Annotated in this window: 12 protein-coding genes; 2 read left to right on the top strand and 10 right to left on the bottom strand. The window is 53.7% G+C overall.

Annotated features, from left to right (window positions below):
- Nucleotides 1-5: 5 nt before the first annotated feature.
- The 5 genes from B5D32_RS06875 to B5D32_RS06855 all read right to left on the bottom strand — a co-directional run bounded on the left by B5D32_RS06875 (nt 6) and on the right by B5D32_RS06855 (nt 5188).
- Nucleotides 6-2522: a ribonucleoside-diphosphate reductase subunit alpha gene (locus tag B5D32_RS06875; RefSeq protein WP_078784327.1), complete on the bottom strand. Its 2517-nt coding sequence runs from the start codon at nt 2520-2522 to the stop codon at nt 6-8.
- Between the two features lie 209 nt (nt 2523-2731).
- Complete coding sequence (locus B5D32_RS06870) at nt 2732-3106, bottom strand: desulfoferrodoxin family protein (protein WP_078784326.1); 375 nt, start codon at nt 3104-3106, stop codon at nt 2732-2734.
- Between the two features lie 22 nt (nt 3107-3128).
- Nucleotides 3129-3671 carry a rubrerythrin gene (gene rbr / locus B5D32_RS06865; RefSeq protein WP_078784325.1) on the bottom strand — a complete coding sequence of 181 codons (543 nt, stop codon included), beginning with the start codon at nt 3669-3671 and terminating at the stop codon, nt 3129-3131.
- 79 nt (nt 3672-3750) lie between these two features.
- Nucleotides 3751-4407, bottom strand: a complete 657-nt coding sequence (locus B5D32_RS06860) for a Crp/Fnr family transcriptional regulator (protein WP_078784324.1) — start codon at nt 4405-4407, stop codon at nt 3751-3753.
- Between the two features lies 1 nt (nt 4408).
- Nucleotides 4409-5188: a DUF134 domain-containing protein gene (locus B5D32_RS06855; RefSeq protein ID WP_078784323.1), complete on the bottom strand. Its 780-nt coding sequence runs from the start codon at nt 5186-5188 to the stop codon at nt 4409-4411.
- 355 nt (nt 5189-5543) lie between these two features.
- On the opposite strand from B5D32_RS06855, the gene B5D32_RS06850 reads away from it, so the two are divergent.
- Both B5D32_RS06850 and B5D32_RS06845 read left to right on the top strand, forming a co-directional pair.
- Nucleotides 5544-6257, top strand: coding sequence for a TetR/AcrR family transcriptional regulator (locus B5D32_RS06850; RefSeq protein WP_078784322.1), 714 nt, complete (start codon nt 5544-5546; stop codon nt 6255-6257).
- Nucleotides 6254-9166: an InlB B-repeat-containing protein gene (locus B5D32_RS06845; RefSeq protein ID WP_078784321.1), complete on the top strand. Its 2913-nt coding sequence runs from the start codon at nt 6254-6256 to the stop codon at nt 9164-9166. Before B5D32_RS06850 ends, B5D32_RS06845 begins: the two co-directional genes overlap by 4 nt.
- 82 nt (nt 9167-9248) lie before the next feature.
- Here B5D32_RS06845 and B5D32_RS06840 read toward each other — a convergent pair whose 3' ends face one another.
- The 5 genes from B5D32_RS06840 to B5D32_RS06820 form a co-directional block, all read right to left on the bottom strand.
- Complete coding sequence (locus B5D32_RS06840; RefSeq protein ID WP_078784320.1) at nt 9249-10856, bottom strand: recombinase family protein; 1608 nt, start codon at nt 10854-10856, stop codon at nt 9249-9251.
- A 111-nt stretch (nt 10857-10967) separates the two neighbouring features.
- Nucleotides 10968-11156: a transposon-encoded TnpW family protein gene (locus tag B5D32_RS06835; RefSeq protein ID WP_002569233.1), complete on the bottom strand. Its 189-nt coding sequence runs from the start codon at nt 11154-11156 to the stop codon at nt 10968-10970.
- Nucleotides 11153-12007 (bottom strand): ATP-binding protein, encoded by an 855-nt coding sequence (locus B5D32_RS06830; protein WP_078784319.1) that lies wholly within the window; start codon nt 12005-12007, stop codon nt 11153-11155. Before B5D32_RS06830 ends, B5D32_RS06835 begins: the two co-directional genes overlap by 4 nt.
- Nucleotides 12004-12753 (bottom strand): phage replisome organizer N-terminal domain-containing protein, encoded by a 750-nt coding sequence (locus B5D32_RS06825; RefSeq protein ID WP_078784318.1) that lies wholly within the window; start codon nt 12751-12753, stop codon nt 12004-12006. The genes B5D32_RS06830 and B5D32_RS06825 overlap by 4 nt, the downstream gene beginning before the upstream one ends.
- A complete protein-coding gene (locus tag B5D32_RS06820) occupies nt 12743-12955 on the bottom strand; it encodes a hypothetical protein (protein ID WP_005927784.1) in 213 nt (70 codons plus the stop codon). The genes B5D32_RS06825 and B5D32_RS06820 overlap by 11 nt, the downstream gene beginning before the upstream one ends.
- Nucleotides 12956-13122 lie beyond the last annotated feature (167 nt).

Raw genomic sequence — 13122 nt, 5'->3', positions numbered from 1 at the left:
CCTCCTTATGACGAGCAGCTTTCGCAGTCCTCGACCTCAAGGGCCTTGCTGCGGACATAGTAAATGGTCTTGACGCCGACCCTCCACGCCTCTAAATACAGTCTGAGCACCTGACGCATGGAATAGTCATTGGTGATATAGAGATTCATGCTCTGCGCCTGGTCAATATGTCTCTGGCGAAGGCCCGCGGCGCGCACCGACCAGCTTTGGTCGATCAGATGCGCCGCCTTATAGTACCACCATGTATCCATAGAAAGCTCCGGGGCAACGCGGGGCAGCATGCTGCCTTTTTTCTCCTCTAAGAAGAATTTCTTCATAATTGGATCGATGCCCGCCGACGTGCCGGAGAGGATAGATGTGCTGGAGGTCGGTGCGACCGCCAGCAGATAGGCGTTGCGCATTCCCTGCACCGCCACCGTTTTCGCAAGCGCCTGCCACTTTTCGGAGGTATAACCCCGCTTTTCAAAATAAGCGCCCGTCTGCCAGTCGCTGCCCTCAAAGAGCGCGTAACGACCCTTTTCCCGTGCCAGTGCTGCGTCCGCCTTGACGGCGGCGTAGTTGATGTGCTCGAACACCGCGTCGGTGAAGGCAAGGTGCTCCTCGCTCTCCCAGCGGATGCCGCGCTTTGCCAGCATGTGGTGGTAGCCGCTGACGCCCAGGCCGATGCTGCGGTACTTCTGATTGGTAAGCCGCGCGTATTCCAACGGGTAGAAGTTGAGGTCGATCACATTATCCAGTGCGCGGATGGCCGTTTCCACCGTGCGTTCCATATAGGCCTCGTCCTCCACCGGCACATTACCGAGAGACAGACTCGCCAGGTTGCAGACCACAAACTCACCTGGGCGTGTGGCCGTCACCACCACTGTGTCGCCGTTCTCCGTGTGCACCTCAGTGCTGATATGCTCGATGGGCGCCATGTTCTGCGCGATCTCCGTGCAGAGATTGGAGCAATAGATCATTCCCTCGTGGCCGTTTGGGTTCATACGATTTACGCTGTCGCGGTTGAAGGCGAAGGGCGTGCCGGTCTCCACTGCCGAGCGAAGCACCAGCCGCACGATGTCCTTGACGGTGACGCTGCGCTTTTCGATGCGCGGGTCATTGACGCAGTCCAGATACCGCTTCTCCCATTCCGTACCCCAGTAATCCTCCAGAGCGTAGCCCTTGACCGTGAGGATCTCATGCGGACACATGAGATGCCACGGCGCGTCTATGTTCTCCTCCGCCAGTCGCCAGAAGAGATCCGGATAGCACACGGCAGGAAACACATCATGCGCCTTCATGCGGTCATCGCCATTGTTAGTGCGCAGTTGAAGGAATTCCGGTAGATCCCGGTGCCATGCGTCTAAGTAAACCGCCACAGCGCCCTGCCGCATCCCCAACTGATCCACCGCCACGGCGGTGTCGTTGACCAGCCGAATCCAGCGGATAACACCACCCGCCGCCCCTTGAAAGCCGCGGATGGTGCTGCCTGCAGCGCGCACCTTACCGAAGTACATCCCCATTCCACCGCCGAATTTAGAGACCTTTGCGAAGTTGTCCAGCGAGCGGTAGATGCCGTCCAGACTGTCCGGCACAGTGTCCACAAAGCAGCTTGAAAGCTGATGGTAGGGCTTTCGCGCGTTAGACATGGTAGGTGTCGCCATCGTGACCTCCATACGGCTGAGCATATCGTAAAAGCGCTTTACCCACCCCATGCGGTCAGAGCCTTCGTTCATAGCAAGATGCAGCGCGATACCCAAAAACATCTCCTGCGGTGTTTCCAGCGGCACGCGGCTGCGTGACTGGATCACATAGCGTTTGAGCAGAAGGTCAAGGCCGGAGTAGGTGAACAGCTCGTCCCGTTCCGGGCAGAGAAAGTCCTCCGCCATGGCAATCTCCTCGTGGGTATAGTGGGCAAGGATATAGTCACCGTAGAGTCCCTTATCCGTCAGATAGCGAAGCCTGCCATAGAGGTCGCCGACGCCGCGCCCCTCCCATTCCTGTGCGTTGCGACAGCGAAAGGAGTGGTTCAGAAGCCGCGCCGCGATGAACTCCCACTTGGGTGCCTCTGCCGTAGTCAACTCTACCGCCGCCTTGGTCAGTGCCTCAGCCCGCTCATCCTCCGTCATGCCCGGGCGACAGAAACTCTCAAACTTCATTTGAAGCGCCGCGAGGGAGTAGACTTCCTCGGTAAAATCCATCTGGATGCGGCGCAGCACCTCGTCAAGCGAGTCATCCCCCACCGTCCGAGCGATGGTATGCCGGACACGGCGCAGCGCAGACCGCTTTTCGCGGTAGAGGATGTACGCCTTGGCCACCTCATAGTGTCCGCGCTCCATGAGCGTTCGCTCCACCTCGTCCTGCACACGTTCCACGGTGAGCGGCACTGTGACGGAGAGATTGTCGAGAACGGTGGCGAGGATCTCATCCAGCTCGCTGCTCCCGATCTCCCGGCCCTGTCCGTCAAACGCCTTTTTCATGGCGTTGAAAATTTTCTCCTGTTGAAAGGGAACAGACTCCCCGTTTCGTTTTCTGATCTCCATTTCGATTCTCTCCTCTTCTCCGGTCACTTCTCTGATGGTGCTGACAATCTCCTAATCGGGATTGAGCTTGATTTTCATGTTCGCCACATCTTTCTTGTTTATTGATTGTGGCTTTATCATACCGCAGGACAAAGCATTTTTCTGTGACGAGGTCACGTTGATAAAAAAAATCCGGTGCTCAAAAAAGCACCGGATTTTTGAAAGATGAATTACGCTTTCCACAGACTGTGGAGGTTGCAGTAGGCGTAGACCGCCTCGACCTCGTCGCCCTCGCAGAGCGCGAAGCAGACCTCCGGCTTTTCGCCAGGATGCAATTCCTTACGCTGATTGCCCTGCTTGGTCTGGAGAGATACCCATTCGATGTAGTGCTCCGGCAGCATGGGGTGCTCCACGGAGCCGACCTTGACATGGACGATGCCGTTTTCCACCGTCCAGACAGGGACGTGCTTCTCCACGGCGGCGTCGGTGGTGCCGGGAACGAGCTCGCTCATCGGCTTGCCGCAGCAGACGACAGGAACGCCTACGTCCTTAACTTTGGCAATGATGTTACCGCAATGCTCGCAAATGTAAAACTTCTGATCCATGATAATTCTCCTTTTCTTTACTTTAATAGTTTTCTGCGTGAATTTCAAAATAGCTCTGGGGATGGTTGCAGGCAGGGCAGACCTCCGGCGCTTTCTCACCGATCACAATGTGACCGCAGTTGCGGCACTCCCACACCTTGACCTCGCTCTTGGCGAAGACCTCCGCCATCTCCACATTGTGCAGCAGGGCACGGTAGCGCTCCTCGTGGTGCTTTTCAATGGCGGCGATCAGGCGGAAACGCTGCGCCAGCTCATGGAAACCTTCCTCATCGGCAGTTTTGGCAAAGCCGTCGTACATATCCGTCCACTCGTAGTTCTCGCCCTCAGCGGCGGAGAGAAGGTTTTCGGCGGTGTCGCCAATGCCGTTCAGCTCTTTGAACCACAGCTTGGCGTGTTCCTTCTCATTATCAGCGGTTTTGAGGAACAGCGCCGCGATCTGTTCGTAGCCTTCCTTCTTGGCCTTGGATGCAAAATAGGTGTACTTGTTGCGTGCCTCGGACTCACCGGCAAAGGCAGCCAACAGGTTTTTTTCGGTTTGAGTTCCTGCGTATTTCGTTTCTTTCATGGTGGATACTCCTTCCTGTTTTTCTGCTTTTATTGTAGCAAATCTATGATTTTCTTCTGTAACGAAGTCACATTTCTTTTTATTTTAGACGATTTAGTCTGTTCTTATCCCGCAGCGTGATTGCACCACGCTTCAGCTCCACCAGCCCGTCCTCCGAGAAGCTTTTGAGCATCCGTGCCACTGCCTCCCGTGCCGAGCTGATGTGCTGGGCGATCTGCTCATGGGTCATGCGTATCGTGTCGGAGCCGGTACGCTCCGCTTCGGCAAGGAGAAATTCTGCCAGCCGCTGATCCAATCCCTTGAACATAATCTGCTGCATCGCCCACATCACATCAGAAAACCGTTTCGTTGCCAGTTCATAGAGAAAACAGCGGACATGGAGATTTTTCTCCTTGAGTGCAGCAATGACAATTGCAGGGATAATCAGAACGTCCGTATCCATTCCGGCAGTCATTTGCGTATCAAAGGTGATCTGACTGATCACGCAGGAGGCGGAAAGCACGCATAGTTCGCCCGGATACAGGCGGAACAGCGTTACCTCCCGCCCCTCATCAGAGAGAAGATAGGTGCGGATCTCGCCGGAAAGAATAAGCAGCATTCCGAGACATTCATTGTCGCTGCTGTGAACGAACGCACCCTTTTCATAATGACGGACAAAGGCACTTCGGCGCAGCGTTTCTTGCTCCTGTTCGGTCAAGGATGACCAGAACGGAAGTTGTGTCAGTGTGCGTTCCATATCAATGGCAGCTGTGCTTGCCGCAGCCGTGGTTACCGCAGGTGTGACCAGCCTCGCCGTGCTCGTGGTCATGGTGGTCACAGTGAACATTAGGATCGTAGCCCAAACTTCCGTTGAGCAATGCGCTCACCGCTGCGTCAGCGTCCCCGCTGACACCGCCGTAGAGCTTGATACCTGCTTCGGCGAGTGCTGCCTGCGCACCGCCGCCGATGCCTCCGCAAACCAAAGTGTCCACACCGTGCTGCATCAGGAAGCCTGCCAGTGCGCCGTGACCGCTGCCGTTGGTATCAACAACTTCCGCATGGACGATTTTGCCGTCCGCAACTTCATAAAGCTTGAACTGTTCGGTGTGACCGAAATGCTGAAAGATTTGACCGTTTTCGTAGGTAACTGCAATTTTCATAATGGAATCTCCTTTGCATTTTTTGTTGGGTTTTTCTGTGTTGGCTCTCTGCATCCGGCAGCAACGGCCGCAGTGAGCTGCCTCCTGTCCTCCGCAGATGCGGTAGTTTCCTCCGGTGATGTGCAGCGGTTTCCCGTGGACAAGACACGCTGCGATCTTGCTCCGTGCGCTTTCGTAAATCTCCTGCACGGTAGAGCGGGAAATGTCCATTTGAGTGGCACACTGCTCGTGGGTTTGCTGCTCCGAGTCAACCAGCCGAATGACCTCGTATTCGTCCAGCGTCAGCAGGATCGGCTCGGTATTCTCGCACCCGTTGGGGCAGAAGGTATCAACTTGTGGTACGCCACAAATTCGACGGCACCGTGGCGGTCTTGGCATGGGCTTTTTCCTCCCTCTGTATTCGGTATATACCGATTATAGCACTTTGAGCAGAAAAAAGCAATCTTTTCAAAAGCTGCTACATTTTCCGTCCTCATATGTGTACTGGCTGATATTCGGAGTCGAATGCTACATGTGAGCCTTGTTCGTAATTCCAGATTATCTAAGGCTGCTGTAAAGCGACAGCGGCTTTTCTTTTTCGGGAAGTATTCAAGAAGTCATAAAGTTCTGTGAGTAATTGAAGAAGGCAGCATTTGCGAAAATGTCACAATTCAACGCAGAAAGCCTCAAATACCACTTGCCTTTTCATTCTTGAGATGTTATTATTAGTACGAATACCAACGCTTTTATAGAGGTGATTTATTTGCGCAGAAGCAGCAGCGAAACAAGGAAGAAAATCCTGACCGCCTGCGTTCGTCTTTTTTTGGAGCAGGGGTATAAAAACACCTCGGTCAGTCAGATTGTTGACGAAGCGGGCGTTGCAAGAGGAAGCTATTTGAATCTGTTTCCGACCAAGGATAAAATTTTGCTGGATTCGACCGAAACGATGTTCGACGGTCAGTTTGGTGTGGCACGGAGCATTGCGGACAGCAAGCTGCCGTCGGTGTATGCCTATGCGGTGGATACGGCGATCCAGCTCACCCTCACCGAGTTGAACGAGAATCTGCGGGAGATTTATATCGAAGCCTATACCGCCCCGGATACGGCGGAATATATCTATGTGCATACCACGGCGGAATTAAAAGAGATTTTCGGCGGGAATTTCCCCGATTACACCGACAGCGATTTTTATGAAATGGACATCGGCACGGCGGGACTGATGCGCAGCTATATGGCACGCAAATGTGACATTCATTTCCCGCTGGAGCGAAAAATCAGCCGCTTTCTGACGGCGGAACTGAGAGTGTACAAGGTGCCGGAGGAGGAGCAGGCCAAAGTGCTTGCCTTTATTCAGACACTGGATATCAAGGCGATTGCCACAGAGGTTATGTATAAGCTGTTTGCCATGCTGGAAATGAAATACGATTTTAAGCTGTCAAGAGACGGTGAAACGGAGGAAGCAAAATGAAAAAACGCATATTCAGCACCCTGCTTGCCCTGTGTATGCTGCTATGCCTTATGCCGACAGCGGCTTTTGCGGAGGAAAGCACGGAAACCCCGCCCGTTTGCAGCTGTGAAACGGCCTGCACGACGGACAACATGAACAAGGAATGCCCTGTCTGTGGAGCGGAGAATGCCATACCGCAGAACTGCGGTCAATACATCCCTGTTGAGGACAGAACCGGCGAAAACGGCAGCACCGAGAGAGCCGATGATCCGAATGGTTCCATAGAGCTGAGTGCCGCAGATCAGGTACAGGCCATGATCGACGGTTTACCGAACGCAGAAGAAATCACTGAAGATAACGCCGAAGAAGTCAAGGCGCAGCTTGAGGCCATCGACGAGGCGAAGGAGACGCTCTCCGACGAGGAAATCGATGAGCTGGATATGACCCGGTATGCGGAAGCTGCCGCTGAATTGGGGGCGCTGGCTGCGCCAATGCTATTGGCTAATGATTCGCCTAACGAGCAGTTTTCCCTCACCCCCGGCGGCAGATATTATTTTGACCTTTCGACGATGAATATTCCCGGCACGGCTAACGGCAGCCTGCCGGATGCGTCGCTGCACTATGTTCCCTTTACCTACGCAGGAACGGTGAACGCCTACAAGCTCACGTCTGCGATGGCAACCACCGAGGTATATGCACAGCAGAACAAATACGACCACAGCCTGTTCATTGCGGATTTTGCCGTAACAAATGATGTAAGCTGGGATGCCCTGAATGGCGCAGGTCTGATTTTCGGCAAGGACTATGCCGCAGGCGGCGTGGGCTATACATTGCGTGCGCCGTCTTGTGGAAGTGGGTTTACCGATTCAGGCGATTCAGAGCGCGGTACGCCCCAAAGCAATGAGTGGGACGCGGTGCTGAACAAGAACAGCGGATATATCCAAAACTGGAATCAAATGTATTCGTGGGGGCAGGATGCTTATTTTGGCAACGCGTCGGACCCTGCGGTTCGCGGGTACGCTTCGGCCCGCCGCTGGAACCTCGACTATGCTGCGCACTCCATCCCGGACGTCGGTTTCCGCCCCGTCCTTGAAATCCTGAACCCTGACGCACTGGGTTCTGACGGACTGAAGGTCGTTACCCTTGACCTTGGCGGCGGAACGCTCGGCGGCAGCTCCGAGGATATTCAAATCATTGTGAAAAGCAGCGAGAGCTTTGCCGCGCCTGCATCCGACGGCCTGACCCGCCCGGACGGAGATACAGGCAGCTACTTCATGTGGCTCGGCAGCGACGGTAAATTCTACGCCCCCGGCGACAGTGTTCCGGCGGATGTTACCAAGCTCACGGCGCAGTTTGCTTTATCAGAGCAGTTTTCCCTCAAACCCGGCGGCACCTATTACTTTGACCTATCGGCAATGGGTATTCCCGGCACGGTGAACGATGCTCTGCCGGATAATACCCTGCACTATGTGCCTTTTACCTACGCAGGGACGGTGGACGCCTACAAGCTCATGTCGGAGATGGCAACCACCGAGGATTATGCACAGCAGAACAAATATCCCCACAGCCTGTTTGTGGCGGACTATGTCGTAACGCATACGGTAAGCTGGAATGACTTAAATACGAAAAGTCTGATTTTCGGCAAGGACTATGTCGCCGGCGGCGTGGGCTATACCCTGCGTGTGCCGTCCGTGGGAAGTAGTTATACAGGCTCAGATGATTCAGAACGCGGCACGCCCAAAAGCAACGAATGGGATAAGATACTGGATAAGGACGACGGATATATCAAAAACTGGGGGAAGATGCTTTCGTGTGGACAAGATACTACTATAAGAATTTCGGCGTTGTTCCGTGCGGTTCGCGGGTGGAAGCGTTCGGCCCGTTTCTGGACCAGCTACAATACCTCTTACCTGACCTTCGGCTTCCGCCCCGTCCTTGAAGTCCCGAACCCCGGCACGCTGGGCGCTGACGGGCTGAAAGCCGTTACCCTCAACCTTGGCGGCGGCAAGCTGGGCGGCAGCTCCGATGCTATTCAGATCATTGTGAAAAACGGCAGCACATTTACCGCTCCCGCGTCCGACGGCATGACCCGCCCGAACGGAGGTACAGGCAGTTACTTTATGTGGCTTGACAGCAATGGCAATTCCTACGCCCCCGGTGCCAGTGTTCCTGCTGATGTGACAGCACTGACAGTGCAGTGGACAGCCCCGACCTATACCGTAACCCTGAATACGAACGGCGGCACGATCAACAGCGGCAATGTCACCGGATACACCTATGGCGTGGGCGCAACACTCCCGACAGATGTGACGCGCACCGGGTACACCTTCAAGGGCTGGTATTACAACGAAAATCTGACCGGCTCTCCTGTTACGGCAATCAGCAACATCGAAACGGGCAACAAGGAATATTGGGCGAAGTGGGAGATCAATCAATATACCGTCACAGTCAAGCCCGAAAACGGCGAAGCGGATATTACCATCACACAGGACTACGGCACAGCGATTGCCGCCCCTGCCGACCCGACAAGAGAGGGCTACACCTTTACAGGTTGGGACAGGGATATTCCCGCGACCATGCCTGCCGAAAATATGACTGTCACGGCGAAGTGGAAGGTAAATCAATACACCATCACCTTTGATACAAACGGTGGAAGTGAGATTACACCCATTACACAGGATTACGGCACGGCAATTACCGCTCCCGCCAGCCCGACAAGAGAAGGCTACACCTTCATCGGCTGGGATAAGGCGATTCCCGCGACCATGCCTGCCGAAAATATGACTATCACGGCAAAGTGGAAGGTAAATCAATACACAATTACCTTTGACTCCAACGGCGGCAGCGAAATTGCACCCATCACACAGGACTACGGCACGGCAATCACCGCCCCTGCCGACCCGACAAGAGAAGGCTACACCTTTTACTGATGTGTGATAAAGAAGTAATAGAAGTGTAAAAAATTTTGCCGTTCCTATCCGGCACATGAGGTATGTCGGATAGGTCGGGCGGTTATTCGGGCAAGTCCACCTTGCCAACAAAAGAATAATAAATCTCAATGTCCTGCCTACGGGTCTTGTTCTCGTCATAGCTGCACTCATGCACAACGATTTTCTCTACAAACTCCCGCAACAGAGTAGGGGTAAGTTCTTCAAAGCTGGTATGCCGCCGGACAACATTCATAAACTTTTCTGCGTTCACGGTGGCTTCCTGTGCTTTGGAAAGCTCCGCTTGGATAGCAGCGGCTCTTTCTTTCAGCTCCCGTTGTTCTGCTTCATAGTCTGCCGACAGCTCTGTGAAACGCTCGTCTGATATGCGCCCGGTCACGCTGTCCTCATACAGCCGCTTGAAGATAGCGGATAACTCGGCTATGCGTTTCTCGGCGGCTTCCAGTTCCTTTTTCTTAGCGGCGTTCCTGCGCTTGCCCCCGTCCTCGTTCTGCTCAATCAAGAGCTTCATAAACCGAGCTTCATGCTTTGCCGCATAGCTTGTCACTTTCCGCAGATTGGAGAGTACGCCAGCGGTCAAGAGGTCGGTGCGGATAAAGTGCGCCGTACAGTCATGGGTGCGTTTCTTGTAGTTGCCGCAGATATAACAGTCCTGCTTGCGCTTGTCCGTCTGGTATCGCTGCTGATACATGACACTGCCGCAGTCCGCACAGAACAGTATGCCGGAGAACAAGCCCACTTCATCATAGCGGTTCGGACGCTTGCGCTGTTTGCGTAATTCCTGCACACGCTCCCATGTCTGGGTGTCAATGATAGGCTCATGGTGGTTCTCGAAAATTGCCTGTTTCTCAATGGGATTTTCTACGCTGTGTTTGGTCTTGTAGGACGGTTTCTCCGTCTTGAAGTTCACCAGACAGCCCATGTACTCCCGATTTTCAAGGATATGCACCACAGTATTTGTCGCCCATTTGCATTCATAGCCGGGGTGATAGCGGCGTGTGCTGCCCGTCCTGCGGTATTCCAGCGTCCCCGGCGTAGGGATTTGCTGCTCTGTGAGCATACGGGCTATCTTGGTCGGACCATTCCCGGCAAGGCAGAGGTTGTATATCTGCTTGACTACGGGTGCGGCTTCCTCGTCAATAATGAAATTTTCGTCCTCGTCCATGAGGTAGCCATACACAGGCTTGCTTGTGATGGGCTTGCCACTCATGCCTTTTGAGCGTTTTACTGCTTTGATTTTCTTGCTCGTATCTCTCACCAGCCATTCGTTAAAGATATTCCGCAGCGGGGCAAAGTCATTGTCGCCCTGTGCGCTGTCCACTCCGTCATTGATAGCGATGAAGCGGACACCTTTCTGTGGGAAAATCATTTCCGTGTACATTCCCACTTGCAGGTAGTTTCGCCCTAACCTCGACATATCCTTTACGATAACGGTAGCCACTTTCCCGGCTTCAATGTCCGCAAGCATGGATTGAAAACCCGGTCTTTGGAAGTTCGCACCAGAATAGCCATCGTCCGTGTACCAGCGCAGATTGGAAAAACCGTTCTGCTTTGCGTAGGTTTCAAGAATACGCTTCTGGTTGGAAATGGAATTGCTTTCGCCTTGCAGCTCGTCCTCATGGGATAGTCTTGGATAAAGGGCAGTGATTTTCTGGGTGGTCTGTCTTAACATAAAATCCTCCGTTTCCGACAGCCAGCCCCACTATTCCGTACCTTGATTGTACCACATGGGGCGGCTGTCTGTATAGCGGCAAAAGCGTCAAATCTGCTTCTTTATGGTCGGTCAAATCGCTGTTTTTTGTGTAGCAGCTTCCGCTTCCAGCACTTTCATCATCTTGTCGGCTGCGGTATCGGTTGCGCCCTGCTTGAAGAAGCCGGAAACGGTAAGGACGGAGTTGCCCATGCGGATTTCCGTTACACAGTCCGGACGGCGGTCTGTTTTGGTGGTGCTTGTCTGTTTCGTTTCTGTCATAGGCTCTCCTTTCGCTGCTTCATCAGTTGCTTTAATCGTTCCAGCTTTTCCTGTGCGGTTTCCTTTCGGAAATTGCTGCCCGTGAAGCGGACGGGGGCGCACATAGAAAGCAGCCTGTCATAGATACGGGCGTGGGGTGTGTCCTGCGGGTGCTGCAATTCCTCCAGCGTGAGGTTGGTCGTGGCGATCAGCGGCTTGCCACTTCGGTAACGGCTGTCAATCACGCTGTAAACCTGTTCCAGCCCGTATTCCGTCCCTCGCTCCATACCAAAATCATCAAGTATCAGCAGGGGGTAGCTGCAAAGGTGGGAAATATACTCATTCCTGCCCTCAAAGCTGGCGGCAAGGTCATTCAGTATCGTTGCAAAGTTTGTCATGCACACCGGGACTTCCTGCTCCATAAGGGCGTTGGCGATACAGGCAGCAAGGTAGCTTTTTCCTGTCCCCACGCCGCCCCAAAACAGGTAGCCGATATTTTCAGCCTGCATGGTTTCCCAGCTATCCACATAAAAGCGGGCGGTTTCGGTCTGTGGGTTTCTGCCGTTGTCATGCTCAAATGTCCAGTTCCGCATAGCGGGGTCGGTAAAGCCCCGGCGTTTCAAGTCCTCCACTGTTTCAAGGTGCTTCTGTCGGCTTTCGGCGGCTTGCTGGTTTTCACGGGCTGCCCGCTGGCAGTCGCAGTCTGTTGGGTGGCGGTCACGCCCGAAACAGGTCTTTCCCTCTGCAAAGTAGGCTTCTTTGGGCGTATGGCACTTGCCGCAGTATAAAAGCCCGTCCTCGCCTGTGTAGTCCTCCGCTTCGGCGGTAGTGGTTGTAATGTCCGTAATCATAGCTTCAATCTCGTTTTTCATAAGCTCTCGCCCTCCTTGCATGAGTAATCGGGTATGCCCTGTTTCGGGGCAGCCTTGCCTTTGGCAGCGTCCTCCTGCGCCCACTTGTAAATGGTGGCTGCATGGCTGTGGTACTGCTTCCCGGCGGAAGCGATATGGCAGGAAAGCCGGTCACTATAATACTCCCACTTGTCGGGCAGCTCTGTTTTCAGCCCGGAAAGCTCTGTATCGGTCAGTATCACATTGTTGTATCTGCCATAAGCGGCGGGGGCGGGGTGTCCCGTTTCTCCCTCTCTCTCTTTTTCTATCTCTATCTCTTTCTCTAACTCTAACTCTATCTCTGGTGGACGAATGTCGGACAAATGTCCGCCTTTTGTCCGGGGCGGTAAAAGTGCCTTGTTTTCCAGCCTTGCAGCCCGTTTTCGCTCGGCTTCGGTAGAGGACTGTCCTATCATCAGCTCAATGTCGGTCATATAGAAAGCCCCGCTGTCAAGCTGCTCCACAAGCCCCAACTGCCGGAAAATCTCTAAAGCCCTCTCAACTGTCCCTATCTGGTGGCGGGTCAGTGTTGCTATCATCTGCGCTGTGTAGGGGATATGCTCGTCAAGCTGCAATTTCCCGCCGTTTTTCAGCGATTTTAAGTACAGCTTCAAGAGGATATTGGAGTATAAAATCCCGTCTTTCATATCTTCCAGCAGCACAATGGAGTCGCTGTCAAAAAAGTTCTCTTTCAGCTTGAGGTAGTAATATTTGCGGTTATCTGCCATTGTCCCTGTCCTCCTTTTTCCGGCGTTTGGAGTAGTAGCGGGGGCAGAGTATGATAACCGCCCGGAAGCTCTGCTTGCAGCTATGTGTACAGCCCCGGCAGAGGTCGTTGTATGTGATACGGTCGCAGGTGGTATTCCCGACTTTCACTTGCCGCAGGAAAAAAGACCATTCCAGCCGCCGTTTCTTGCTCATTCTTGGCATGGGTGCGCTCCTTTCTGCCGTTTCCGCTGGTGTGGCGGTATCGGCGGTAATTCTGTATCATCTCGGTATCATTTTCGGGGATTTTTTGCCCTGTACGCCCTGTTTTGAGGTCGGGGAGTATTGCGGATAGGGGTAAGGGCATATCCCTGTTTTTGTTTGGTTCCGGT

The organism is Gemmiger formicilis, from assembly GCF_900167555.1.
In the GTDB taxonomy this organism is placed as follows: domain Bacteria; phylum Bacillota; class Clostridia; order Oscillospirales; family Ruminococcaceae; genus Gemmiger; species Gemmiger formicilis.
The sequence above is the reverse complement of the archived record's forward strand: the minus strand, read 5'-3'. Positions and strand labels throughout refer to the sequence as shown.